The sequence below is a fragment of the Trinickia symbiotica genome (assembly GCF_003028655.1).
GTDB classification, from domain to species: Bacteria; Pseudomonadota; Gammaproteobacteria; order Burkholderiales; family Burkholderiaceae; genus Trinickia; species Trinickia symbiotica_A.
Window position 1 is genome coordinate 108,330 of the sequence record NZ_PYUC01000010.1, and the last position, 24,384, is coordinate 132,713.

A 24,384-nucleotide genomic window follows, 5' to 3' on the forward strand; every position below is an offset into this window, starting at 1 on the left:
AGCGACTGGAGTCTGACGATGGATCTGACAGAGAGCCCCGCCGAAAAGGAATTCCGCGCGACGGTGCGCGAATTCGTGGCGACGCATTTGCCCAACGATATCCGCGACCGCGTGCTGAATTTCCGCCACGTGCCGCGAGAAGATTACGTTCGCTGGCAACGTATTCTCACTGCGCGAGGATGGGGTGCGCCGGCATGGCCCGCGGAATATGGCGGCGCCGCCTGGAACGCCGCGGAGCGCAACATCTTCGACGAGGAATGCTTTACCGCTGGCGCGCCGCGCCAGATGCCGTTCGGGCTTTCGATGGTTGGACCGGTCATCCAGAAGTTCGGTACCGACGCGCAGCGCGAGCGCTTTCTGCCGCGCATCATCTCGATGGAAGACTGGTGGTGCCAGGGCTATTCCGAGCCAGGGGCGGGTTCGGATCTGGCGTCGCTCAAGACCCGTGCGGAACGCATCGAGCGGGACGGTCAGGCCTGCTACCTCGTCAACGGCCAGAAGATCTGGACGTCGTTTGCGCAATGGGCGAACTGGATCTTCTGCCTCGTGCGCACGGATGCCAGCGGACGCCCGCAGGAAGGCATCTCGTTCCTCCTCATCGACATGGCGACGCCTGGCATCACCGTGAGGCCCATCCGCACGCTGGATGGCGGCCACGACGTCAATGAAGTGTTCTTTGACAACGTGGTGGTTCCGGTGAGCAATTTGGTCGGCGAAGAGCATCGCGGCTGGTCGATCGCGAAGTATCTGCTTGGTCATGAGCGGACCAATATTGCCGGCCTTGGTAACTGCAAGCGCTTCATGCGCCGTCTCAAGGAAATTGCGAGCGTCGAACGCAAGCATGGCAAGCCGCTGATCGAGGACATCCGCTTTCGCGACCGGATCGCCAGCGTGGAAATCGACCTCATTGCACATGAATGGTCGCTCTTGCGTGTCGTCTCGGCCGAGACGGCAGGGCGCTCCATCGGACCGGAAGCGTCCGTGCTGAAGATTCGCGGCTCAGAGATTCAGCAGCAACTGACCGAGCTGATCATGGAGTGCGCGGGCCCTTACGCGGTGCCTTTCGTCAGCGAAGCGCTGGAGGCGGACTGGCAGGGCGAGACGGCCAACGGCGAACTGCTCAACTCGCTCGCCGCGCACTATCTGGACTGGCGCAAGATCTCGATCTACGGCGGTTCGACGGAAGTGCAGAAAAACATCATCGCCAAGCAGGCGCTGGGCATCTGAGGGCACGCCATGGACTTCACGCTGGTTGAAGAAGAACAGATGCTGGCCGATGTGGTCGGCCGTTTCGTCGAGAAGGAGTACGACTTCGAGGCGAGGCGCCGTCTGGCGGCTACTCCGCGGGGCTGGTCGGACGCGCACTGGTCCACGCTGGCCGAGATGGGCGTACTGGCGCTGAACATACCGCCGGAGCACGGCGGCCTCGGGGCCGGGCCGGTCGAGACGATGCTCGTGGCGGAAGCGTTTGGGCGCGGACTGGTGCTGGAACCGTTTCTGTCGTCGGCGGTGATCGGGGCGAAGCTGATCGGGCGTGCCGGGCACGAGGCGCGCAAAGCGCAGATGCTCGAGGGGCTCGCGGACGGCAGCCTGAAGACGGCGTTGGCGACGCTCGAGCCTGGCGCGCGTTTCGATTTGTGGAGCGTCGCGACCACGGCCCAGCCAACGAGTGGCGGGTTCGCCCTGACTGGGCGAAAGGGCGTCGTGCTGCACGGCGACAGCGCAGACATCTTGCTGGTATCCGCGCGCACCTCGGGCGAGCAGACGGACAAGCATGGCATCACGCTCTTCGCGGTCGATGCGCGCACGCCCGGTGTGAGCGTAAAGGGTTTTCCGGCGCTCGACGGGCAGCGTGTGGCCGAGATCGGTTTCGACGGTGTACGCGTCGACGCACAGGCGGTAATCGGCGCCGTCGATCACGGCTACCCCTTGCTCGAATGGACCGTCGATCAGGGCATTTTCGCGCTCTGCGCAGAAGCGGTGGGGGCGATGTCGCGGCTGACCGATCTCACGTTCGACTATCTGCGCACGCGCAAGCAGTTCGGTTCGCCGATCGGCAAATTCCAGGCGTTGCAGCATCGTGCCGCGGACATGCTGAGCGCAGTCGAGCAGGCCAAATCGATCGTCTATTTTGCGGCAGCGAAGCTAGGCGATGACGATGAGCAGGCGGCGCACCGTGCGGTGACCGCTGCAAAGGCGCTGATCGGCAAGAGCGCCCGATACGTTGCACAGCAGGCAGTCCAGCTTCATGGGGGGATGGGCATGACAGACGAACTCGCGGTCGGCTGGTACGTGAAGCGTCTCACCTGCATCGACATGACGTGGGGTAACACGGAACATCACGTCGAGTTATACGGCGCCTTCCTCTAAGCGCGGTTCACGAATGGTCTGATCGATCCAAAAAAGGAGACACCCTATGTCAGCAGCCAGTCACGCCAGCACGTCAGAACGGGCACCGATCCCCGCACACGTGTCACCCGAACGGGTGGTCGATGTGGATATCTACGATCCGCCGGGCGCCGCGGACGACTATCACCTCTCGCTGAAGAAGCTGCACGCGGAGGGCATCCCCGACATCTTCTGGACGCCGCGCAACGGCGGTCACTGGATCGCGACGCGCGGCGACGATATCTATCACATCCTGAAAGACTACGAGAACTTCTCATCGAAGCAGCTGACCGTGCCGCTCGTGGAGCATCAGCCGCTGGCGCCCATCTTCTTCGATCCGCCGCAGCACACGGCCTATCGCTCGCTGATTGCACCCGCCTTCATGCCTCAAGCGATCAGCAAGCTCGAAGAGAAGGCGCGGGAAATGGCGATCGAACTGATCGAGGATTTCTACCCGAAGGGCGAGGTCGAGTTCGTTTCGGGCTTTGCGCAGCATTTGCCGATCGGCATCTTCATGAACATGGTGGCGCTGCCGCCTGAAGATCGTGAATACCTGTTGAGCCTGGCGGACAAGATGGTGCGGCCGTCCGATGCCAACGAGAAGCTCGCCGCGCTTGGTGCGATCTTCCAGTATTTGGGGGTGAAGATCGCCGAACGGCGCGCGAATCCGGGCGACGACCTTATCAGCAAGATCGTCCACTCGAAGATCGACGGGCGCCCGTTGACCGACGAAGAAGTGAGAGGCCTGTGCGGGCTCGTGCTGATCGGCGGGCTGGACACGGTCGCCTCCGCAATGGGCTTCATCGCACGCTTCCTCGCCGGTAGCCCCGCGCACCGCAAGCAGCTCGTCGACAATCCCGCACTGACGCAAAAAGCCGTCGACGAGCTTCTGCGGCGTTTCCCGGTGGTGAACCAAGGACGGCGCATCACTCACGATTTCGAATATAAGGGCGTGCAGCTCAAAGAGGGCGACATGATCGTCATGCCGACCACGCTGCATGGCCTCGACGAAAGGAAGTTCGACGACCCGCTCACCGTGGACTTCTCTCGTCCCACGCCGATTCATTCGACCTTCGGCAACGGTCCGCATCGCTGCCCGGGTTCGTTCCTGGCCCGAGTGGAACTGAAGGTCTTCCTGCAGGAATGGCTCAAGCGCATTCCTGATTTCCAGATCAAGCCAGGCGAGAAGGCAGGGGTTCACGGCGGCGTGAACGGCACGCTCTATCACCTGCCGCTGGTCTGGGAGGTGAAATAGCGTTAGCGCGGCGAGCCGTTTCGCGCGCCGGGCGAGGCGCGCTTAAGGCGCGCTCGAGCCGCGCCGTGCCGCTCTCGCTCACCGCTTTCTTTCGGTGCCCTGTTTGGGGGCCCCGCTTAGTGCGCAGCACGCGCACTCCCGGTATCGCAGCGCTTCCACTGACCAAGCCACAGTCGCAAAGGCCTGCGCTGCGAAGCTCGCTTGCTGCCCGCGCGACGAGGGTTCTCTACTGGAAAACACTATTGACACCCCCTCGACGGCGCATTTACGATGCTGAACAACATTCTAAAAGACGCACCGATTGAAACGCTTCGGTCAGATGCGCGGGAAAGAGAGTGACGCGTCCGAGTGGATTCCGAATCAGAGGAGACAAGATGAAATCGACTGTGAAAGGCGGCGTTGCGCTTAGGCGCAGCCTTGAAGCGATGCTGCTGGCTGGCCTGTGCGGGGGCTTCGCAAGCACGGCGCATGCGTTTACGATCACCACGCCGAATCCGGACATCCAGATGGACTTGGACACCACGCTGCGCGCCAACTATGGTGTGCGGCTACAGGGGCTCAATCCGACGATCGCGAACAACCCGAGTTACGACGAAGGCGACAACACCTTCAAGCGTTACCAGACCATGCTCGCGCGGCTCGACATCACGAGCGAATTCGACTTCAAGTACAAGGACACGACCGGCTTCCGCTTCAGCATCGCGGGCTGGTATGACGCCGCTTATTCGGGCAAGGACAAGAGCGCGCCGGGTCTGCAGAATGTCGCGAATTATCCGGGGAACAACTACACCGGCTACATCAAGAAGTACTACATCGGGCCGTCTGCGGAAGTGCGCGACGCGTTCGTCTTCACCACCGTCAACGCGGGTCACGTGCCGATCGACATCAAGGTAGGCCGTCTCGCGCAAATCTGGGGGCAGTCGCTCATCGGCAGTGTCGGCGGTGTGAACTCGGTCGCCGTGTCGCAGGCGCCGCAAAACCTGATCGCGGCGACGCAAAGCCCTGGGGCATCGCTGAAGGAATTATCACTGCCCACGGGGCAAGTGGCCGCCTCCGCTCAGGTGACGAACAAGTTGCAGTTGAGCGGCTACTACTCATTCGAATGGCTGCCGGACCGGTATCCTGAAGGCGGCACCTATTTCGGTGGGTCGGATTCGATCAACTATGGTCCGCCGATCTCGGCGTACGCGGGGACCTTTCCCATCTTCAACCGCAAAGGACCGCAAGGCGACATAGGCGACATCGGTGTGGAGGCCAAATACCGCCTCGAAAAATTTTCGAGCACCGTTGAATTGACCTACCGACGGTTCACTTACAAGACGCCGTGGTTCGATCAATTCAATCTGGCCAATTTCACCACCGAGGATATCTACGCGAACAAGGTCCAACTGCTCGGCATCGGCGTCAACAGTCAGATTGCGGGCACGGCGGTCGGCGCCGAAGTCTCGTATCGCCGCAATACGCCTTTGTCGTCGGCCGGCAGTGCCTCGCCGGGCTCGCTCGAAGGGGCGCGTGGCGATACCCTGCACGCGCTGCTCAATACGACGACCTACCTGGGCAAGTCCTTCCTTTGGAACGAGGCGCCGCTTGCGATGGAAATTGCTGCGGCGCACCTGATCAAGGTAACCTCCGGTGCGCAGAACTTCAACGCGCCGGGTTACTCCGCGGCGTGCACGTCAGCGTCCGACGCGGTAGCACTCGGTTGCGCGACGAGGAATTTCTATACGTTCGGTGTTTCGTTCACACCCCACTGGAATCAGGTGTTCCCCGGTGTGGATCTCGACCTGCCGCTCTTCGTACAATGGAACATTCATGGCAATACGCCGACTGTCGATGGCGGCAACCAGGGCAGCAACATCTACCAGGTGGGTCTGCAATTCACCATCTACAACAAGCACATCGTGAATTTGACCTACACCGGTTACACGAACTGGAAGCGCACGGCGACCAATGTCAACGGTGCGCCCTATTCGGATAAAGGCTGGTTCGGCATCACTTACCAGACCACGCTCTGAACAAATGCTGATCACCCGGGACTTCACAGGAAATTCGCACATGAAGATCGCAAAGTTACTGGCGGCTGCGTCGATCGCCGTCACCTATGGTTGCCATGTCTACGCGGCGGTATCGGCGGAAGAAGCGGCGAAACTCGGCACTGAACTCACGGTTTTCGGCGCAGAGGCGGCGGGCAGCGCGGACGGCCAGATTCCGGCGTATACGGGCGGCATCTCCCAGCCTCCGGCGGACTTCAAACCGAATAGCGGCAAATGGGCCGATCCATTTGCCGGCGAAAAGCCGATTTTGACGATCACCGCTCAGAACTGGCAGCAGTACGCGGACAAGCTGAGCGAGTCCTCCAAGGAACTCTTCAAGCGCTATCCCGATTACAAGATGCTTGTCTATCCGACGCACCGTAGTGTGTCGTTTCCCGCCTGGTTCGGTGAGAATTGCAAGATCAATGCAGTCAAGGCGAAGCTGGTGGATGGTGGACAGGAGATCGAGGACGCCTTTGGCTGCGTTCCATTCCCGATCCCAAAGACGGGCGAGGAAGCGCTCTACAACTACATCATGCGGTTCGTCGGCACGAAGCATAAGAACTTCGTCAACACTTGGCTGATGGACAGTTCAGGCAATCCTGTGCTGACGGGCTCGTTCAAGAGCAGCCTTTATTTTCCGTACTACGATCCGGCGTTGGGTCGGGATGGGTTCAAGAAAACGGACGGTGTCTGGTACCAGGTCGAGAATGACTACGCCGCACCCGCGCGCCTGAAGGGCGATACGACGCTCTTTTGGAACTACATGTCGAGTTCGCGCGACTGGCCGGGGTGGGAATATGCGCCGGGGCAGCGGCGCACCCGCGTTGCCCCCGACCTCGCCTATGACACTCCCAATCCCGGCTACTCGGGCGTGATCACCATGGACGACATCCAGTTGATGTACGGCAAGCTGGATCGCTGGAAGGCCAAATTGCTGGGTACGCGGGAAATGTATATTCCGTATAACGGGTACAAGTGGGAATACACGGTCCCGGACAAGGAAATGCTGACGCCGCATTTCCCGAACGCCAATCAGATCCGTTGGGAGCTGCATCGAGTCCGCGTGATCGAATTGACGCTCAAACCCGGCGCGCGGCATCTCTATAGCAAGAAGATCCTCTATACGGACGAGGATCTGGGTGGCGGCATGATGGACGCGTACGACCAGGCAGGCAAGCTGTATCGAGGCGGATTCGAGGACACGGTGCCGGCTTATGACATGAAGGTCCCGTATTCGCTCGGCAACTGGTTCTTCGACTTTAACAGCGGCGTCTATCTGCTGGGCAGTCATCCCTCGGACACCGCCGGTATCTTCTTCAATGTCGATTTTTCGAGCGGCTTGTTCACTCCTGAACGGATGCAATCCACCGGCATTCGTTGATTCGGATCGGCTCGACTCACTCCCGTTCAGCTGAGCGAGTCGTCGACAGCAGAACCCACGACGGGCGGTATGCAACGGTTTTTTCCCGCTGCTCACCGCCTGTGCCGAGATGGGCGCCAGCTTTGCATGGGACCAGAGTCAGCGCTAAAGCTAACTTTGATCGACAGGAGACATGATGCGCCGTATCTGTTTGAACGCGGCACTGCTCGCGCTCGCGCTGGCTGTCGCCGAGCCGTCGCTGGCGGCATTCGCCGATCCGATCGACACGCCGGCTGCGGCCAACCCGCGTGCCGGAACGGCGCCTTTGCTTGCGGTTGCGCATGCCGGGAGCCGGCTGGTTGCTGTCGGCTTGCGTGGACTGATCGTCTTGTCCGATGACAATGGCGCGAGCTGGCGCCAAGCCCCCGCACCGGTGAGTTCCGACCTGGTGGCCGTGTACTTCGCTTCGCCAAGCTCAGGCTGGGCGACGGGTCAGGACGGCATCGTATTGCATACCGCGGACGGCGGGGCATCCTGGGTCAAACAACTCGACGGCAGATCGGCGGCTGCTCTGATGTTGGCCTACTACGAAAAGCAGGACCCCTCGAACCCCAAGATCGCTGCCGCACTCGAAGAAGCCAAACGCTTTGTCAATGACGGCCCCGGACGCCCCTTCCTGTCGGTTTGGTTCGACAACGAGCGCACCGGCTACATCATCGGCTCGTTCAACGTTATTTTCAGAACTGACGATGGCGGCGCGAGCTGGACGCCCTGGTTCGACCGCACCGAAAACGAACAGGATGCCCTGAACCTGCACGCGATACGCAGGATCGGCAGCACGTTGTATATCGTCGGCGAGCAGGGTCTCGTCATGCGCTTCGATGCGGCCGCGCAGCAGTTCGTGAAGCTCACCGTGCCTTACAAGGGCAGCTTTTTCGGCATCTTCGGTACACCTGAGGACATGATTCTCTACGGTTTGCGCGGCAATGCGCTGCGCAGCGTCGACGGCGGGCAGACCTGGACGAAAGTTGGGATTCCTGACGAATCGAGTCTGCTCGGCGGCGTGCGGCTCGCGGATGGTCGGCTTGCGCTGCTCGGCCAGGACGGCCGTATCTTGGTCAGCACGGACGGCGGCGCGAACTTCAGCGCGGCAGACGTGCCGGGTCCGCCGTGGTCACTGTGGGACGGTACGAGCCTCGAGCGTGGCGGCCTGGTCGCCGTCGGTTCAGGCGGGGTGAAAAACATTGCTGTACTCAAGTGAACCGCGGGAGAGGGGAGCGCAAGATGGCCGGCAACAGCAGTGAGCAGATCAATTCCATGCCCGTAGTCCGGGACCTCGCCGCGTTCGACGCCAACTCCGGCAATGCGCTGGAGCGGCTGGTGTTCAATCATCGGTTCGCGCTGATCCTGTTGTGTGCTGTGCTGTCGGTGTTTTTTGGGTTCAAGGTGGCGACCGGCCTGCAGATCAACGCCAGCTTCGAAAAAATGATCCCGCAGTCCAGCCCGTATATCCGGAACTACGTGGCAAACAAGGGCGATTTGAAAGGGCTAGGCAATAGCCTGCGCATCGTGGTCGAGAACACGCACGGAGACATTTACGATCCCGCCTATCTCGAGGCATTGAGGAAAATCAACGATACAGTTTTCCTAATGCCCGGGGTTGACCGGCCGTGGGTGAAATCGATCTGGATGCCGGCGGTGCGCTGGAATATCGTGACTGAAAAAGGCTATGCAGGTGGCCCGGTCATGCCGTCGACGTACAACGGCTCTGCCGCGTCGATCGACGCGCTGCGAAGCAACGTCGCGCGTGCCGGCATCACCGGCTCGCTCGTCGCCAATGACCTCAAGTCCAGCATGATCGTGGTGCCGCTGCTCGAGCGGGACGCGGCGGGCCAGCCCATCAACTATGCACATCTCTCGCACCTGCTCGACGACATGGTGCGCGCCCAGCAAAACGGCAACGTCCGCATCCACATAGTCGGCTTTGCCAAATTGATCGGCGACCTGATCGATGGCCTGAAGCAAGTGATGACCTACTTTGGCGTCGCGGCGGCTATCGCGCTTTGCGTGATCTTCTTCTATACGCGTTGCCCGCGCAGCACGTTTCTGGTGGTCGCATGCTCGCTCGTCGCCGTGCTCTGGCAGCTTGGCATTGTCACGGCGCTGGGGCTTGTCATCGATCCGTACTCGGTCCTGGTGCCATTCCTGGTGTTTGCCATCGGTGTGTCGCACGGCGCCCAGAAAATGAATGGCATCTTGCAGGATGTCGGGCGTGGCACCCATAAGTACGTAGCAGCACGATACACCTTCCGGCGGCTTTTCCTCGCCGGCCTGACGGCACTCATGGCCGATATGGTGGGCTTTGCCGTGCTGACCATCATCGATATCCCGGTCATCAAGGACTTGGCCTTGACCGCCAGTATCGGCGTAGGTGTGCTCGTCTTCACGAATCTTCTGTTGTTGCCGGTATTGCTCTCGTATTTTGGCGTCAGCCCGGCGGCCGCGCAGCGCACGCTGATCGAAGAGGCCGACGAGCAAGGCGGCCGCTCGCGTATCGCGAGACTATGGAGTGTGCTGGATCGCTTCACCGAACGGCGTTGGGCTTTGGGGGCGATTGTGGTGGCACTGCTGTTGGCGGGAGCAGGTTTCGCCGTCAGTGAGCGCTTGCAAATCGGCGATCTGGATGCGGGGGCGCCGGAATTGCGGGCCGATTCGCTTTACAACCGTGATAATGCGTTCATCAATGGCCACTACGGCCTGTCGAGCGATATGTTCGTCGTGATCGGCAAATCGTCGTTGACCAATTGCGATGCGGATCACTATCAGATGCTGGCCGATGTCGATCGTCTCGAGATGGCACTGCAAGATGTGCGCGGCGTGCAAACCACGAGTTCGGCCGCATCGCTCACTCGGCTGATCACGTCCGGCGCTTACGAGGGCTATCCGAAGTGGTACACGATCAACCGGACGCCCGCGATCCTCAATCGCTCTCTCTTCCAGGTGCTGCTCGATCGCCCCGATCTCATCAGCCCGGCTTGTAACACGATGCCCGTCATCGCATACCTGACTGACCACAAGGCGGCGACGCTCAACCGGGTGCTCGACGCGGCACAGCGTTTCGCGGATTCGCACAAGAACCCGACTCATCAGTTCCTGCTGGCCGCGGGCTCCGCAGGCATCGATGCGGCGACGAACATCGTCGTCAAGGAAGCGAATCAACGCATGTTGCTGCTGGTCTATGCGGCTGTCATCCTGCTTTGCTTGATCACGTTCCGTAGCTGGCGTGCCGCCGTGGTGGCACTGGTGCCGCTCGTCATTACATCGGTCATGTGCGAAGCACTGATGGTCATGCTGGGCATTGGCGTCAAGGTCGCGACATTGCCCGTGATCGCCCTGGGGGTTGGGATCGGCGTCGACTACGCACTCTATCTGTTGTCCGTGCAGCTCAACTATCAGCGCGCCGGGTTGCCGCTGCGCGAGGCATACCGTCGAGCCGTGCAGTTCACAGGCAAGGTCGTGGCGCTGGTGGGCGTCACGCTGGCCGCGGGTGTCGTTACCTGGGCGTGGTCGCCCATCAAGTTCCAGGCTGACATGGGAATCTTGCTGACCTTCATGTTCGTCGGAAACATGATCGGCGCGCTGGTCCTGATCCCGTCGCTGTCGCACTTCTTGCTGCGCACGGCCTCGGCCAGGCCCGAACGGGCCGCAGTCGGAAACAGCATGGCGCTCGCCGCCGAGAAATCGAAGGGTGTGTAATCGGCCCGCGCTAATGTGCTAATGCGCTAAGCAAAGCACTTTGCTGTCGAGGCAGCGCGTCACAGCTATACGACCGACATCGAAAAGCTGAGGATCTCCGAGACCCCGCCGTCGATCATCAGCATGTGGCCGTTCATATAGGAGCTCGCTTCGGAGGCGAGGAATACCGCCGCGCCCCCGAGTTCGTCGGGGCGTCCCCAGCGTCCGACGGAAACATGCGAGCGGACGATTTCTTTCATCTGCGCATTCGAGGTGACGGGTTCAGCCATATCGGTCATGAAGTAGCCGGGGCAGATGCCATTGCAGAGGATTCCGTGGCGTCCGAGCTCCGCGCCGAGCGATTTGGTGAGACCCGCCAGCGCATGTTTGCTGGCAACATAGGCCTGCAATTTCTCGCGCCCAAGCACCGAGACGTACGAGCCCACATTGATGATGCGACCTCGCCCGCGTTCGATCATCGGCCCCGACACGGCCTGCGCGAGCAGGTAGGCTGCCGTGACGTTGATCTGCATGGTGCGTTGCCACATTTCGAGCGTGGATTGCTGGAAATCGCTCCATTCGCAAATGCCTGCGTTGTTGAGCAACACATCGATGCGCCCGTGACGCGCGAGAACGTTGCGCACGCCGTTGCCGATCGCGGCTTGATCGGTCAGGTCGAAGGGCTCGATGTCGACGTTGCCGCCCGCCTCGCGGATCGACGCCTCGGCGGCTTCGAGATTGGCGCGTGAGCGTGCACAGAGGACGACCGTTGCCCCTGCGGATGACAGCGCGCTCGACATCGCAAACCCAAGACCGCGTGATGCACCGGTGACGAGGGCGACTTGTCCTTCGAGTGAAAACATCTTCATGACTGCCTCTGCGAATTGTGAAAAACCGCCTATCGGTGGCGAATGACGATCTTGCCGAAATGCTGCTGACTTTCGAGGTGGCGCAGCGCGGCTGGCACGTCGGCAAAGCCGTAGACGGAGTCGATGACTGGCCTGAGTTTGTGCAGGCCGATGGCGCGGTTCATGGTCTCGAAGTCCTGGCGCGAGCCCACGCGAATCGTTGCAATGGACAACCCCCGCATGAAGAATCCGTCGCCGGGCGAGGGAGCGCCGCTCAGCATGCCCACGACGCTGATTCGCCCGCTGTCCCGCGTTGCCGCGACGGATTGCGCGAACGTCGCGGCGCCGCCCACCTCCACGACGAGGTCGACGCCCTGGCCTGCGGTGAGCGCGAGCACGGCCTCATCCCATCGCGGCGTCTTGCGATAGTTGATCGTGGCGTCGGCGCCCAGTTCGACGAGGCGCTTCAACTTGGCATCGCTCGACGATGTGGCGATCACGCGCGCACCGAACAGACGCGCGAGTTTCAACGCAAAGATCGATACGCCGCCCGTGCCTTGTACGAGCACGCTCTGGCCGGGCAGCAACGGCGCGTGCTGGCAGAGCGCGTTCCACGCGGTGAGCGCCGCGCAAGGCAGCGTAGCGGCCTCCTCGTCGGAGAGGTGATCCGGCACGGCGACCAGTTCTTCCTCGCTCAGCACGACCTTCTCTCGAAGCATGCCTTCGACGATAGCGCCGCGGCCCAATGTGTCTGCGTGCCGCGGACGCGCGCCGCCGTGCCAGTTCTCGGCAAAGTTGGCCATGACGCGGTCCCCTGGCCGGAAGCGCCGCACGTGTTCGCCAATGGCAATCACGACGCCCGCGCCATCTGATGCCGGGATGAAGTTCGGCGCCATCCAGTCGCGGAACGCGCCGTTCATCAGCAGCAGCTCGCGAAAATTCAGCGAACTGGCATTCACCTGAATCAGCACCTGATGATCACGGGGCGGCGGGGGATCGGGCTCCTCGCATAACGCGAGACCCGCAATGCCTTCAAAACGCTCGCATCGATAAAGCTTCACCTGTTGCCTCCTTGGTGTTGACCGAGGGCGTCGAATCCTCTGGCGCGCGACACCTTTCTCTTTCTTCTCGTTGACAGCGGTAAAAAGATAAGTTCAGAATACCGAACATTGTTCAGTAAATCGTTCGGAGCGTCAAATTGAAGATACTGGTCGCGGTGAAGCGCGTCATTGACTACAACGTGAAGCCTCGGGTGAAGTCCGATGGTTCGGGCGTCGATCTGGCCAACGTCAAAATGGCCATGAATCCGTTCGACGAGATTGCCGTGGAAGAGGCGGTGCGCCTCAAGGAAGCGGGGATTGCGAGCGAGGTCGTCGTGGTCTCCGCGGGAACGGCGCAATCGCAGGAAGTCTTGCGCACGGCACTCGCCATGGGGGCGGATCGCGCCGTGCTGGTGCAAAGCGAGGCAGAACTACAGCCGCTCGCCGTCGCCAAGCTGCTGGCCGCCGTGGCCGCGCGCGAAAACCCGCAACTGGTGCTGCTCGGCAAGCAGGCCATCGACAACGACGCCGGCCAGACCGGCCAAAAACTCGCCGCGCTGCTCGGCTGGCCGCAAGCAACCTTTGCGTTCAAGGTGGAAGTGGACGGTCAGCAACTGGCCGTCACGCGTGAAATCGACGGCGGGTTAGAGCGCGTCGCGCTCGATCTGCCGGCCGTTGTCACGACGGATTTGCGCCTGAATAGCCCGCGCTATGTGACGCTGCCCAACATCATGAAAGCAAAGAAAAAACCGATGGAGACGCTGAGCCCCGAAGCACTGGCTGTCGACGTCGCGCCTCGTCTGAAGGTTTTGGAAGTGACCGAACCGCCGGCGCGCAAGGGCGGCATGATGGTTCCGGACGTTGCCGCACTGATTGAAAAGCTTCGAAACGAAGCGAAGGTGATCTGATCATGACTATTCTCGTTATCGCGGAACATGACCACGCAAGCCTCAACCGCTCCACGTTGAGCGCCATTACGGCCGCGGGCGCAGTGAGCGGCGACATTCACGTGCTGATCGCCGGCCACGGCGCATCGGCCGTGGTGGCGCAAGCCGCGAATATCGCCGGCGTCGCGGAAGTGCTCGTCGCGGATGCGCCCCACTATGCGCACGCACTGCCTGAGAACCTGGCCTCGCTCGTCGTTTCGCTGGCCAACGGCTATACGCACGTCATCGCCGCGTCCACTGCGGTGGGCAAGAACTTCATGCCGCGTGTGGCGGCGCTGCTCGATAGCGCGCAGATCTCCGATGTGGTCGCCATCAAGGCGCCCGATGTCTTCGTGCGGCCCATCTACGCCGGCAACGCACTCGCGACGGTTCAATCCGCCGACGTAATCAAGGTCGTCACGATTCGCCCGACGGCTTTCGAGGCGGCGGCCACGGGCGCCGCGGCCGCGCCGTCACGGGCGGTTGCACCCGCGCCGGCGTTCGACAGGGCCCGTTTTATCGGCCACGAACTGACGAAGTCGACCCGTCCCGAGCTGTCGGCGGCCAGCATCGTGGTCTCGGGCGGCCGGGGCATGGGCAACGGCGAAAACTTCAAGCTGCTGGACGCGCTCGCGGACAAGCTCGGCGCTGCGGTCGGCGCGTCACGCGCGGCCGTGGACGCCGGCTTCGTGCCGAACGATTATCAGGTGGGTCAAACCGGCAAGATCGTCGCGCCGCAGTTGTATATCGCCGTGGGCATCTCCGGGGCCATTCAGCACCTCGCCGGCATGAAGGATTCGAAGGTCATTGTCGCGATCAACAAGGACAGCGAGGCGCCGATCTTTCAGGTAGCCGACTACGGACTGGCGGCCGACCTTTTCGAAGCCGTGCCGGCGCTGACCGCGGCGCTCGATTGACGTTCGCACGGATTGACATCGCTCCGAGGGGAAGCCTAGCATCTGAACGCCGTTCATGCAAATTGGACCGATAGTTGCATATTGGCTCCGATCTCGGTCAGCACATAACAAGTCGGAACTGGCGCGTACGCCGGCCATATCACGAAGGAGATATCAATGGGTAACAGAGGTCCCAACCCGGGGGAGCACACGGTCCGCGTCGATTTTGTCCCGAAGGACAGTTACCTGTCGAAGTCATTCCTCGAGCGGGAGAACGCGCGCCTGTGGCCGCGCGTTTGGCAAGTCGCCTGCCGTCTCGAGGAAATTCCGAACACCGGGGACTACGTCACCTTCGATGTGGCCGGCGAGTCGATCATCGTGGTGCGCACGGCGGCGGACGAAATCAAGGCTCATTTCAACGTCTGCCAACATCGTGGGCGCCGTTTGACGAACGGTTGCGGCAAGGCGGCAAAGTTCCACTGCGCCTATCACGGCTGGCAGTGGAATCTCGACGGCAGCGTGGCGCGCGTGCTCGACCGCGACGACTGGGCCGGTTGCCCCGAGATGACCGATGGCGACTTGCGGCTCACGCCCGTCCTGGTGGACACATGGGGTGGCTTCGTGTTCATCAACATGGACCCCGGCGCCGAGCCGCTCGCGAAATTTCTCGACCCGGTGCCCGAAATCACGAACTGCTTCGAGTTCGAGAAGATGCGTTACCGCTGGTACAAGTCGATTCGCCTGCCTTGCAACTGGAAGGTCGCGCTCGAAGCGTTCAACGAGGGCTATCACGTCGCGGCAACGCATCCGCAACTGCTCGACGTGGCGGGCGACGACGTGACGCGAAGCTTCGCCTATGGCCGCCATGGGATGTTCGGCTATTCGACGGCTACGCGCATGATCGGCGCGCCGTCGCCCCGAACCGGTAAGCCCATGCCGGAAGATGTGCGCCAGGGGCTCGTGAACTTCTTCCGTGTCATGGAAGAGACGCTGAAGGCCATCAACACCGCGCGCGACTGCGAAGCGGCGAAGCGCTTGATGCACGAGATGTCGCCGTCGGGCAACCAGTTCGAAGTGCTCGCGAAAGCGATGGAATTCCAGCGCGAAGCGGCCGTTGCCGAGGGCGCTGGCTGGCCCGAAATCTCCTTCGAGCAACTGGGCCGCGCGGGCGCGGACTGGCACGTCTTCCCGAACCTCGTGTTTCTGCCGTACCCGGACGGCGCGCTCTTCTATCGCGCGCGGCCGGATGGCGACAATCCTGATTCCTGCATCTACGACATATGGTCGCTGCAGCGTTTCGCGCCGGGCGCGGAGCCCCCGCTCACGCGTGAGTTCTACTACGGCGTGGACGACTGGAAGCAAAACGCGCTCGAAAACTTCGGTCTGATTCTGTGGCAGGACTTCCAGAACATGACGAACGTGCAGCAGGGTATGAAGTCGCGCGGCTTCAAGGGATCGCGCACGAATCCGTTGCAGGAAACGTCGGTGTCGAACTTCCATCGCGCGCTGCGCGAATTCATCGCGCAGGAGGAGTGATGTCGGCAACCTGGGACGCAACCTACGATTTCGTGGTGGTCGGCAGCGGTGGCGGTTCGATGTGTGCGGCGCTCGCCTGCAGGTCGGCCGGCAAGGAAGCGCTCATCATCGAGAAGCAGGCAAAGGTGGGCGGCTCGACCGGTTATTCGGGGGGTGTCTGGTGGCTGCCGAACAATCACGTGATGAAGCGGCACGGCGTGAGCGATTCGTATGAGCGCGCGCGCCAGTACTTCGATGCCGCGGTGACGTATCGAGGTCCGGGCACCTCCGAAGCGCGGCGTGAAGCATATTTGCGCACCGGCCCAATCATGGCCGAGTTTCTCGAACAGCACGGCATGCAGTTCGAATACGCCGATGGCTGGTCGGACTACTACGACACGCTGCCGGGCGGCGAACCGCGTGGCCGTTCTTTGCTGGCGAAGCTCTTCGACCTGAAAGAGCTGGGCGAGTGGGGGCCGCGCCTGTCGCGCTACAAAGGCCCGGCGATGCCGGCCAACTCGAACGAGTACCCGCAGCTCTTTCTCATGAAGCGCACGTGGGGGGGCAAGCGCAAGGCCATGCAACTGGGCGGGCGCATGCTCTATCAGAAGCTCACCGGCAAGGAGCTCGTCTCGAACGGCGCCGCGATTCAAGGGCGCATGCTGCAGATGGCGCTGCGCGCGAACGTGCCGATTTGGACAGATACGCCCGTGCGCGAGCTCATCGTCGAGGACGGGCGAGTGACGGGCGTCATTGCCGTCCGCAGCGGCCGCGAATTGCGGGTGCGCGCGCGTGAGGGCGTGCTCCTCAACACGGGCGGCTTTTCGCGCAACGCGGAAATGCGGCGCAAATATCAGCCGCAGCCGTCGTCGGCGGACTGGACGAATGCGAATCCGGGCGACACCGGCGAAATCCTCGAAGCCGCCATCGCCCTCGGCGGGGCGGTGGATTGCATGGAGGAAGCGTGGTGGGTCGTGACGTCGCTCGGACCCAACGAGGAGCTGCCGGAAGGCGCACGCGCGCCCGATGGCTCTCCGCTGCCGTTCATGCATCACCTCGATCTCTCCCTGCCGTTTTCGATCATGGTCGATCAAGACGGCAAGCGCTTCTGCGACGAGGCGGGCGCCTATATGGAAATCGGCCAACGCATGTACCAGCGCCACAAGGAGACCGGCAAGGCGGTGCCGGCATGGGTCGTCATGGACAGCCGCCAGCGCAAGTACTACCCGTGGGGCACGGCGATGCCGGGCCAGGTCCCGCAGCAATGGCTCGACAGCGGCTACATGATCAAGGCCGATACCCTCGACGAACTCGCGGCGAAATGCGATATCGACCGTGCCGGTCTGCTTCAAACGGTCGATCGCTTCAACGGTTTTTGCAAGACCGGCGTCGATGAAGACTACGGCCGCGGCTCGCGAGCCTTCGACCGCTGTCACGGCGATCCGACGATCAAGCCGAACCCTAACCTCGGGCCGATCGAGGAGGGCCCCTTCTACGCCGTACGCATGTACCCCGGCGACGTCGGGACGGCAGGCGGTCTGGTGACCGACGAATTCGCCCGCGTGCTCAAAGAGGACGGTTCGCACATTCCGGGGTTGTACGCCACCGGTAACTGCACAGCGTCCGTGGTCGGACGTTGCTACCCCGGTGCCGGCAGCAGCATCGGCGCGTCGTTCGTGTTCGGTTACATCGCGGCGCTCCATGCGAGCGGCGCGCACAAGATCTGGTGACAGAGGAGAGTGACGAATGAACGCCTATGAGCCGCCCAGCAGGGAAGTCCTGATCGACATGTACCGGCGGATGGCACTCATCAAGCAGAACGATGAGCGCTTTCGTGCCGTCATCAAGTCCGGCAAGCTCGTGATGCCGTATTACTCGCCGCGGGGCCAGGAAGTGATCCCTTCGGCCATGTCGGTGTGTCTCACCGACGACGACTACATTTGCACGATTTACCGCGGTGTTCACGACATGATCGCCAAGGGCGTGCCGCTCAAGCAACTCTGGGCCGAGCTCGGAGGGCGCGTGACGGGCACCTGCAAGGGCAAAGGCGGCCCGATGCACGTGACTCATCCCGCCTCCGGCGTCATGGTCACCACGGGCATCGTGGGCAGTTCGATGCCGATCGCGAACGGTCTTGCGCTCGCGGCGCAAATTCGAGGCGAGCCGCGCGTGGCCGTGGCCTATTTCGGCGATGGCGCGTCGAATATCGGCGCCTTCCATGAATCGCTGAACATGGCCTCGATCTGGAAACTGCCGGTGATTTTCGTATGCCAGAACAACGGCTATGCCGAGCACACCAAATACGCCTATGGCACCGCCGTCTCCAATATCGCCCAGCGCGCCGTCGCGTACCAGATGCCGGGCATGACTGTGAACGGCAACGATCCGATCGCGATGCACAAGGCGGCGCGCGATGCCGTCGAGCGCGCGCGCAACGGAGGCGGCCCGACGCTCATCGAAGCGAACACGTTCCGCTTTCACGGCCACGTGTTCGGCGATGCCGACGCATATATGGACAAGCACGAGAAGGCGGCCTGGATTGCCAAGGATCCGGTGCCGCTGTTCCGACAGTGGCTCATCGACGCAAAACATGCAACCGAAGCGCAACTGGCGGCGATCGAAGCGGATCACGAAGCGCAGATCGACGCCGCAGTCGAATTCACGCTGTCGAGCGAATATCCCGATGTTGCGGAGCTTCGGCGCGACATCTTTAAGGACGAGGTGCTCGCATGACCCAGATGCCCACCAACATCAACACGATCCAGGCCGTCAATTACGCGCTCGACGACGCCATGGCCGCGGACGCCGACGTCATCGTGCTGGGTGAAGACATCGCCGACGGTCAGGAAGGCGGCATTGTCGGCGTGACGAAGGGACTGTCGACGAAGTATGGGACGTCGCGCGTGCGTTCGACACCGATCTCGGAGCAGGCGATTATCGGTGCAGCGATCGGCGCGTCGATGGTCGGCCTGCGTCCCGTGGCCGAAATCATGTTGATGAACTTCACGACCGTTGCAATGGACATGATCGTGAATCACGCCGCGAAACTCCGCTTCATGTCGGGCGGCCAGACAAACGTACCCATCGTCATTCGCACGATGACGGGCGCGGGATTCGGCACTGGGGGGCAGCACGCGGATTACCTCGAGGCCTGGTTCGCGCATATCGCCGGCATCAAGGTCGTTGCGCCGTCGAACCCGGCCGACGCCTATGGCCTGATGCTGTCGTGCATCCGGGACGACGATCCGTGTCTCTTCATCGAGAACATGCCGACCTACTGGAACCCAGGCAACGCGCCGGAGCGCGGCGTCGCGATTCCGCTCGGCAAGGCCAACGTCGTGCGCGCGGGCACCGACGTGACGGTGATCAGCTACAGCCGTCGCGTGCAGGAAGTTATGGCGGCCGCCGAGGCGCTTGCCCAGGACGGCATCGCCTGCGAAGTCATCGATTTGCGCACCATCGCGCCTTTGGACACCGAAACAATCCTGACCTCGGTCGCGAAGACAGGGCGCGCCGTTGTCGTGCACGAGGCAGTCAAGCCGTTCGGTGTGGGCGCGGAAATCGCGTCGCGCGTTTACGAAGCCCTTTTCCGCGAGCTGAAGGCGCCCGTGCAGCGCGTGGGCGCACAGTTCTGCCCGGTGCCGTTCTCCAAGCCGCTCGAAGACGCCTTCGTTCCGGGCGTGGCGGACATCGAGGCGGCCGTGCGAGCCACGCTGAAATGAGCGCGGCGTGCAGCCAACGTTTTCATTGTCAATAGGGCAAGGTCATGACCACACAAGTTCTGCTTCCGAAACTGGGCTTTTCGATGAACGAAGGAACGCTGGCCGAATGGCTGGCGGAAGACGGCGCAACCGTCAGTGAAGGGCAGATTCTCTACGCGCTCGAAAGCGATAAATCGATTCAGGAAGTGGAATCGCCGGCGTCGGGCACGCTGCGGATCGTTGCTCAAGTTGGCGAGGTGTATCCCGTCGGCACGCTGCTGGCGGAAATCGTCTGACCGGCCACGGGCCGTCATCCTAGTCAACCGTTGTTCGAAGAGGCATCCGCAATGAATGTCGAACCCATTGCCAACCGGCAGCAGGCCGATGCGAATGCCGGACCCGGCGAGCCCGCGCCCCCCGCAATCGGCGCGAATTTGCCGCCTTGGCCGCAGGTCGATTTCGCCGAATATGGCGAGATCGAGGTCAAGCCGGTGTCGCGCATTCAAAAGCTGACCGGGGCTTTCCTGTCGCGCAACTGGCTGACGATTCCGCATGTCACCCACCACGACGACGCGGATATCACGACGCTCGAAAGCTATCGAAAAGCGCGCAATGAGGCGAACGCGGCCGTAAAGCTCACGCCGCTCGTTTTCCTCATCAAGGCCGTCGTGCGCGCGTTGCGGGAGTTTCCGCAATTCAACGCGTCGCTCGACGGCAACGGCAAAAACCTCGTGCTCAAGAAGTACTTCCACATCGGAGTCGCGGTGGATACCCGCTTTGGATTGCTCGTGCCGGTCCTGCGCGATTGCGACAAAAAGAGTGTCGAAGACCTCGCGGCCGAACTCGCGGCGATTTCGCTGAAAGCGCGCGAAAAGGGACTATCGATGGCGGAAATGTCGGGCGGCTGCTTTTCGATCAGTTCGCTGGGGGGCTTCGGCGGTACCGGCTTTACGCCTATCGTCAATGCGCCGGAAGTGGCGATTCTCGGTGTGACCAAGACGCGGCTCGCGGCCGCGCCGGCGGAAGACGGCGGCGTCAGCTGGCGCAAGATGCTTCCTCTTTCACTCAGCTATGACCATCGGGTCATCAACGGCGCGGACGCGGCGCGTTTCACCGCGTTCATTGGAACCGCGCTGGCGGACCCGCAGGCGCTCGCAGGCTGAGGCGGTCCAATGCGCGGTGTGAAAAACACAACGACGGGATTGAGATGAAACGACCCCCACGCTCACTTTGTTCGCTGCCCCCCGAGGGGGCGCTCAGCCTCCTTGGGGCGGCCCGGCGGAGGCTGAGATGAAACGACCCCCACGCTCACTTTGTTCGCTGCCCCCCAGGGGGGCGCTCAGCCTCCTTGGGGCGGCCCGGCGGAGGCTGAGATGAGAACCCTTGGCGAGATGATCGAGCGAAACGCTCGCTTGCATACCGACCATACGGCGCTGGTATACGGCGAGCGCCGTTTGACTCACGGTCAGCTGGCGGAACGCGCGCGCCGTTTTTCGGGGGCGCTCTACGGGCGTGGTCTGCGGCGCCAGGACCGGGTCGCGATCCTCGCGATGAACTGCGCGGAGTATTACGAGGCTTATCGCGCGTGCGAGTGGGCCGGCTTTATTCTTGCGACCGTCAATTTTCGGCTCGCGCCGGCGGAGATTCTTTACATCCTGAAGGATGCGGCGCCTAAAGCGATCGTCTTCGAGGCACAGTATGCCGATGTCGTGGATGGGCTGCGTTCGCAGCTTCCCGATATTGACCAGTTCATCTGCATCGGCGATACGCCCCCGGATTGGGCCGTTGCGTTCGAGGCGATCATGCAAGACGGCCCGGCGGACGGGCCGCCGATCCGCTCGAATCCGGAAGACTACGCATATCTCATGTACACGAGCGGGACCACTGGGCGTCCCAAGGGCGTCGTTCGTACGCACCACGCCATGTGCGTCACCGCGGAAAGCTGCGCGCTTGTCACGGAGTTCTCGGGCAAATCCCGCGTGCTGCAAACGACGCCCGCATTCCATGTTGGGGGCATCGGATTCGTCAACGCGGTGGCGTGGATGGGCGGCACCACGGTCGTTCATCGAGGCTTCGAGCCGAAGCAGATGCTCGAGACGATCGCGCAAGAGCGCATCACGTTCACGTTCATGGTGGCCGCCATGCTGCAGGCGGTGCTCGACGTGCCTGAGCTGTCGAGCTACGACGTATCGAGCGTCGAGAACATCGTGACGGCGGCGGCGCCCGTGCCGCCGCCGCTGCTTGCACGCGGGATCGAGGTGCTCGGCCCCGTGTTTTCGGTGCAGTACGGCATGACCGAAAGCAACGCGTGCTGGCTGCCCGCGCACGAAGTCAAGCCGCATGGTTCTACGGACGAGGTGCGCCGCCTCGCTTCGGTGGGTCGGCCTTGTCCCGGCATCGAACTGCGCATCGTCGACGACAACGGTAACGATTTGCCGCAAGGCCAGACCGGCGAAGTCTGGCTGCGCTCGCAGACGCAGCTGAGCGGCTACTGGAACAACAGCGTCGCCACGGTGGAAGCGCTGCGCGACGGCTGGTACCGCTCGGGCGATATGGGCTACCAGGACAAAGACGGTTATATCTTTCTCGTCGACCGCAAGAAGGACATGATCATTTCCGGTGGCGAGAATATTTACAGCCGTGAAGTCGAGGATGCGCTGGGACAGCACCCGGCGGTCGTCGACGTGGCCGTGATCGGCGTGCCGCACGAAAAGTGGGGCGAGTGCGTCAAGGCGGTCGTGGTGCTGCGCCGCGGCGAGCATGCGACTGAAGGCGAGCTGATCGAGTTCTGCCGCGAGCGCATTGCCAGCTACAAATGCCCGAAAACCATCGCTTTTGTCGAAGAACTGCCGAGGCTGCCGACCGGCAAGATCAGCAAGGTGATGCTGCGCAAGCAGTTTGCCCAGTGAAGCGGCAATGCAATTGCCCTGGCGTTATTGAGAGAGAATCGATCATGGCCAAATGGCTCAAGAGTGCGGAGTGTGTGCAGTTCGAAGTGGCGGAGCGTATCGCGCGCATCACGCTGAATCGCCCCGACAAGCGCAACGCCATCAACAATCCGCTTCTGCAGGAACTCAAGGCGGCATTGCTCGAAGCCGACGATCTGAAGTCGGTCAACGTGATCGTGCTGTCGGGAGCGGGTCGAGACTTCTGCGCGGGCTACGATCTCGTGACGACGTATTCGGATCGGGCCGCCGAAGCCGTCGACCCCGGTGACTATCGCGGCACGAGTCGCAGCTTCGACGACGACTGCTGGTCAATGGAGCGCCAAGCCGAAACGGTCAATCTGATGGCCGAAATTCACAAGCCGATCATCGCGCAGGTCCATGGCAACTGTCTTGCCGGCGGCACGGATCTCGCGCTGGCGTGCGATATGGTGATCGCCGCCGACGACGCGAGAATTGGATTTCCCGCCACGCGCGCCAACGGGTCCCCGCCCGCGCAGATGTGGTTCTATCACGTCGGTCCGCAATGGGCGAAGCGTCTCCTGCTGTCCGGTGACTCACTGACCGGCCGCGATGCGGCGAAGATCGGCCTCGTCATGGACGCCGTGCCGGCGGAGCAGCTGGAAGCGGAAGTGGGCGAGCTGGCGCGCCGTCTGTCGTTTGTCGATGCCGACTTGCTGGCGGCGAACAAGCGCATCGTCAACCTCGGGCTCGAGCTGGCCGGTTCGCGCACGCTTCAGCGGCTTGCCGTGGAGAACGACGCGCGGGCGCACCAGAGTCAAGGGCCGCGCCGCGCGCAGTTCAAGGCGGACATGGAAGCGATGGGCCTCAAGGAAGCGCTCAAGCGCCGCGACGAGCCCTTCGGCGATGGCATGATCCGCCTGCATGCTCGCGGAAGCTGACCCGTCCGTCGATGCGACGAATCAAACCCAAATGTAGATCGGAACATCATGGACGTTGAACTCACATTGAACGGCGCGGTTGCGACGCTGTGCCTGAACCGGCCCGAGAAGCTCAATGCACTGACGCCGGAGATGCTCGGGCTGATTCTCGGCCACCTTGATCGCATCGACCGTGATCCCGAGATTCGCGCGGTGATCCTCACCGGTGCGGGCCGCGCTTTTTGCGCTGGCGCCGATATTAAAGGCAGCGGGGCCGCGCCGCCGCAGATGAGCGTGACGCATGCGCGCGCTTCGATGGCTGTATATCAGAAGATCGCGCTTCGGCTCTATAACCTCGACAAGCCGATGGTTGCGGCAGTGCGGGGCGTTGCCGTCGGAATCGCATGGAGCTTCGCGCTGTGCGCGGACCAGCTGATCGTTTCGGATACGGCGCAGTTCATTCCCGCATTCCTGATGCGTGCCACGTTGCCCGAAGGGGGCATGGTGCATCTGCTCGCGCGTCATTGCGGCGAATTTCGCGCCAAGGAAATCATGTATCTGAATCGCAAGCTGACTGGCAAGGAAGCGCTCGATATGGGCCTCGCAAGTCAGCTTGTCGAAGACGAAAACCTCGATGTGGCTGCGCGAAATCTGGCCGGCAAGCTTGCCGCGGGGCCGACCTTTTCGCTTGGCTTGACGAAGCAGCTGTTTCGCTTGAACACCGGCAGTATGGAAGATTTTCTCGCCCAAGAGCTCAACGCGGTCGCGCTCGCCGTGAATTCGGAGGACGCGGCGGAAGGCAGGCTGGCTGCGAGAGAAAAGCGCGCACCGGCTTTCAAGGGTCGATGACAGGCGGGT

At 62.2% G+C, this 24,384-nt stretch carries 20 protein-coding genes; 18 read left to right on the forward strand and 2 right to left on the reverse strand.

Going from position 1 to position 24,384, the window contains the following annotated elements; all coding sequences use genetic code 11:
- Positions 1–18: 18 nt before the first annotated feature.
- From C9I57_RS20355 to C9I57_RS20385, 7 genes are all read left to right on the forward strand, one after another.
- Entirely contained in the window at positions 19–1,227 is a 1,209-nt protein-coding gene (locus C9I57_RS20355; RefSeq protein ID WP_107152440.1) for an acyl-CoA dehydrogenase family protein, read from the forward strand.
- Between the two features lie 9 nt (positions 1,228–1,236).
- Entirely contained in the window at positions 1,237–2,370 is a 1,134-nt protein-coding gene (locus tag C9I57_RS20360) for an acyl-CoA dehydrogenase family protein (protein WP_107152441.1), read from the forward strand.
- Positions 2,371–2,416: 46 nt separating this feature from the next.
- Positions 2,417–3,643, forward strand: a complete 1,227-nt coding sequence (locus C9I57_RS20365) for a cytochrome P450 (protein WP_107152442.1) — start codon at positions 2,417–2,419, stop codon at positions 3,641–3,643.
- Between the two features lie 374 nt (positions 3,644–4,017).
- The gene (locus C9I57_RS20370; protein WP_107152443.1) at positions 4,018–5,658 is read left to right on the forward strand and encodes a DUF1302 domain-containing protein; all 1,641 of its coding nucleotides are present in this window, start codon (positions 4,018–4,020) and stop codon (positions 5,656–5,658) included.
- Entirely contained in the window at positions 5,594–7,060 is a 1,467-nt protein-coding gene (locus tag C9I57_RS20375; RefSeq protein ID WP_258187743.1) for a DUF1329 domain-containing protein, read from the forward strand. The genes C9I57_RS20370 and C9I57_RS20375 overlap by 65 nt, the downstream gene beginning before the upstream one ends.
- A gap of 190 nt (positions 7,061–7,250) precedes the next feature.
- Complete coding sequence (locus tag C9I57_RS20380) at positions 7,251–8,300, forward strand: WD40/YVTN/BNR-like repeat-containing protein (protein WP_181321894.1); 1,050 nt, start codon at positions 7,251–7,253, stop codon at positions 8,298–8,300.
- Between the two features lie 23 nt (positions 8,301–8,323).
- On the forward strand, positions 8,324–10,795 hold the full coding sequence (locus C9I57_RS20385) for an efflux RND transporter permease subunit (protein WP_107152446.1): 2,472 nt from the start codon (positions 8,324–8,326) through the stop codon (positions 10,793–10,795).
- A gap of 65 nt (positions 10,796–10,860) precedes the next feature.
- Here the strand turns inward: C9I57_RS20385 and C9I57_RS20390 are convergent, their stop codons facing one another.
- Both C9I57_RS20390 and C9I57_RS20395 read right to left on the reverse strand, forming a co-directional pair.
- Positions 10,861–11,643, reverse strand: coding sequence for an SDR family oxidoreductase (locus C9I57_RS20390; protein WP_107152447.1), 783 nt, complete (start codon positions 11,641–11,643; stop codon positions 10,861–10,863).
- A gap of 29 nt (positions 11,644–11,672) precedes the next feature.
- Positions 11,673–12,683: a zinc-dependent alcohol dehydrogenase family protein gene (locus tag C9I57_RS20395; protein WP_107152448.1), complete on the reverse strand. Its 1,011-nt coding sequence runs from the start codon at positions 12,681–12,683 to the stop codon at positions 11,673–11,675.
- Between the two features lie 137 nt (positions 12,684–12,820).
- On the opposite strand from C9I57_RS20395, the gene C9I57_RS20400 reads away from it, so the two are divergent.
- From C9I57_RS20400 to C9I57_RS20450, 11 genes are all read left to right on the forward strand, one after another.
- The gene (locus C9I57_RS20400) at positions 12,821–13,570 is read left to right on the forward strand and encodes an electron transfer flavoprotein subunit beta/FixA family protein (RefSeq protein WP_107152449.1); all 750 of its coding nucleotides are present in this window, start codon (positions 12,821–12,823) and stop codon (positions 13,568–13,570) included.
- Between the two features lie 2 nt (positions 13,571–13,572).
- Positions 13,573–14,505 carry an electron transfer flavoprotein subunit alpha/FixB family protein gene (locus C9I57_RS20405; protein WP_107152450.1) on the forward strand — a complete coding sequence of 311 codons (933 nt, stop codon included), beginning with the start codon at positions 13,573–13,575 and terminating at the stop codon, positions 14,503–14,505.
- Between the two features lie 156 nt (positions 14,506–14,661).
- A complete protein-coding gene (locus tag C9I57_RS20410) occupies positions 14,662–16,020 on the forward strand; it encodes an aromatic ring-hydroxylating oxygenase subunit alpha (RefSeq protein WP_107152451.1) in 1,359 nt (452 codons plus the stop codon).
- Positions 16,020–17,729: an FAD-dependent oxidoreductase gene (locus tag C9I57_RS20415; RefSeq protein ID WP_107152452.1), complete on the forward strand. Its 1,710-nt coding sequence runs from the start codon at positions 16,020–16,022 to the stop codon at positions 17,727–17,729. The genes C9I57_RS20410 and C9I57_RS20415 overlap by 1 nt, the downstream gene beginning before the upstream one ends.
- Before the next feature lie 16 nt (positions 17,730–17,745).
- Positions 17,746–18,732 (forward strand): thiamine pyrophosphate-dependent dehydrogenase E1 component subunit alpha, encoded by a 987-nt coding sequence (locus tag C9I57_RS20420; RefSeq protein WP_107152453.1) that lies wholly within the window; start codon positions 17,746–17,748, stop codon positions 18,730–18,732.
- Positions 18,729–19,721, forward strand: coding sequence for an alpha-ketoacid dehydrogenase subunit beta (locus tag C9I57_RS20425; RefSeq protein ID WP_107152454.1), 993 nt, complete (start codon positions 18,729–18,731; stop codon positions 19,719–19,721). Before C9I57_RS20420 ends, C9I57_RS20425 begins: the two co-directional genes overlap by 4 nt.
- Before the next feature lie 44 nt (positions 19,722–19,765).
- Positions 19,766–19,996 carry a biotin/lipoyl-containing protein gene (locus C9I57_RS20430; RefSeq protein ID WP_102606963.1) on the forward strand — a complete coding sequence of 77 codons (231 nt, stop codon included), beginning with the start codon at positions 19,766–19,768 and terminating at the stop codon, positions 19,994–19,996.
- Positions 19,997–20,047: 51 nt separating this feature from the next.
- Positions 20,048–20,863, forward strand: a complete 816-nt coding sequence (locus C9I57_RS20435) for a 2-oxo acid dehydrogenase subunit E2 (protein WP_107152455.1) — start codon at positions 20,048–20,050, stop codon at positions 20,861–20,863.
- 210 nt (positions 20,864–21,073) lie between these two features.
- A complete protein-coding gene (locus C9I57_RS20440; RefSeq protein ID WP_107152456.1) occupies positions 21,074–22,609 on the forward strand; it encodes a class I adenylate-forming enzyme family protein in 1,536 nt (511 codons plus the stop codon).
- Positions 22,610–22,653: 44 nt separating this feature from the next.
- Positions 22,654–23,547 (forward strand): crotonase/enoyl-CoA hydratase family protein, encoded by an 894-nt coding sequence (locus C9I57_RS20445; RefSeq protein WP_102606960.1) that lies wholly within the window; start codon positions 22,654–22,656, stop codon positions 23,545–23,547.
- 48 nt (positions 23,548–23,595) lie between these two features.
- Positions 23,596–24,375: an enoyl-CoA hydratase/isomerase family protein gene (locus tag C9I57_RS20450; protein WP_107152457.1), complete on the forward strand. Its 780-nt coding sequence runs from the start codon at positions 23,596–23,598 to the stop codon at positions 24,373–24,375.
- Positions 24,376–24,384 lie beyond the last annotated feature (9 nt).

Bases quoted from the DNA above. Each gene is read 5' to 3' on its own strand.
- C9I57_RS20355 (WP_107152440.1), top strand. From the start codon at position 19: ATGGATCTGACAGAGAGCCCCGCCGAAAAGGAATTCCGCGCGACGGTG.
- C9I57_RS20360 (WP_107152441.1), top strand. From the start codon at position 1,237: ATGGACTTCACGCTGGTTGAAGAAGAACAGATGCTGGCCGATGTGGTC.
- C9I57_RS20365 (WP_107152442.1), top strand. From the start codon at position 2,417: ATGTCAGCAGCCAGTCACGCCAGCACGTCAGAACGGGCACCGATCCCC.
- C9I57_RS20370 (WP_107152443.1), top strand. From the start codon at position 4,018: ATGAAATCGACTGTGAAAGGCGGCGTTGCGCTTAGGCGCAGCCTTGAA.
- C9I57_RS20375 (WP_258187743.1), top strand. From the start codon at position 5,594: ATGTCAACGGTGCGCCCTATTCGGATAAAGGCTGGTTCGGCATCACTT.
- C9I57_RS20385 (WP_107152446.1), top strand. From the start codon at position 8,324: ATGGCCGGCAACAGCAGTGAGCAGATCAATTCCATGCCCGTAGTCCGG.
- C9I57_RS20390 (WP_107152447.1), bottom strand. From the start codon at position 11,643: ATGAAGATGTTTTCACTCGAAGGACAAGTCGCCCTCGTCACCGGTGCA.
- C9I57_RS20405 (WP_107152450.1), top strand. From the start codon at position 13,573: ATGACTATTCTCGTTATCGCGGAACATGACCACGCAAGCCTCAACCGC.
- C9I57_RS20410 (WP_107152451.1), top strand. From the start codon at position 14,662: ATGGGTAACAGAGGTCCCAACCCGGGGGAGCACACGGTCCGCGTCGAT.
- C9I57_RS20415 (WP_107152452.1), top strand. From the start codon at position 16,020: ATGTCGGCAACCTGGGACGCAACCTACGATTTCGTGGTGGTCGGCAGC.
- C9I57_RS20420 (WP_107152453.1), top strand. From the start codon at position 17,746: ATGAACGCCTATGAGCCGCCCAGCAGGGAAGTCCTGATCGACATGTAC.
- C9I57_RS20425 (WP_107152454.1), top strand. From the start codon at position 18,729: ATGACCCAGATGCCCACCAACATCAACACGATCCAGGCCGTCAATTAC.
- C9I57_RS20430 (WP_102606963.1), top strand. From the start codon at position 19,766: ATGACCACACAAGTTCTGCTTCCGAAACTGGGCTTTTCGATGAACGAA.
- C9I57_RS20435 (WP_107152455.1), top strand. From the start codon at position 20,048: ATGAATGTCGAACCCATTGCCAACCGGCAGCAGGCCGATGCGAATGCC.
- C9I57_RS20440 (WP_107152456.1), top strand. From the start codon at position 21,074: ATGAGAACCCTTGGCGAGATGATCGAGCGAAACGCTCGCTTGCATACC.
- C9I57_RS20445 (WP_102606960.1), top strand. From the start codon at position 22,654: ATGGCCAAATGGCTCAAGAGTGCGGAGTGTGTGCAGTTCGAAGTGGCG.
- C9I57_RS20450 (WP_107152457.1), top strand. From the start codon at position 23,596: ATGGACGTTGAACTCACATTGAACGGCGCGGTTGCGACGCTGTGCCTG.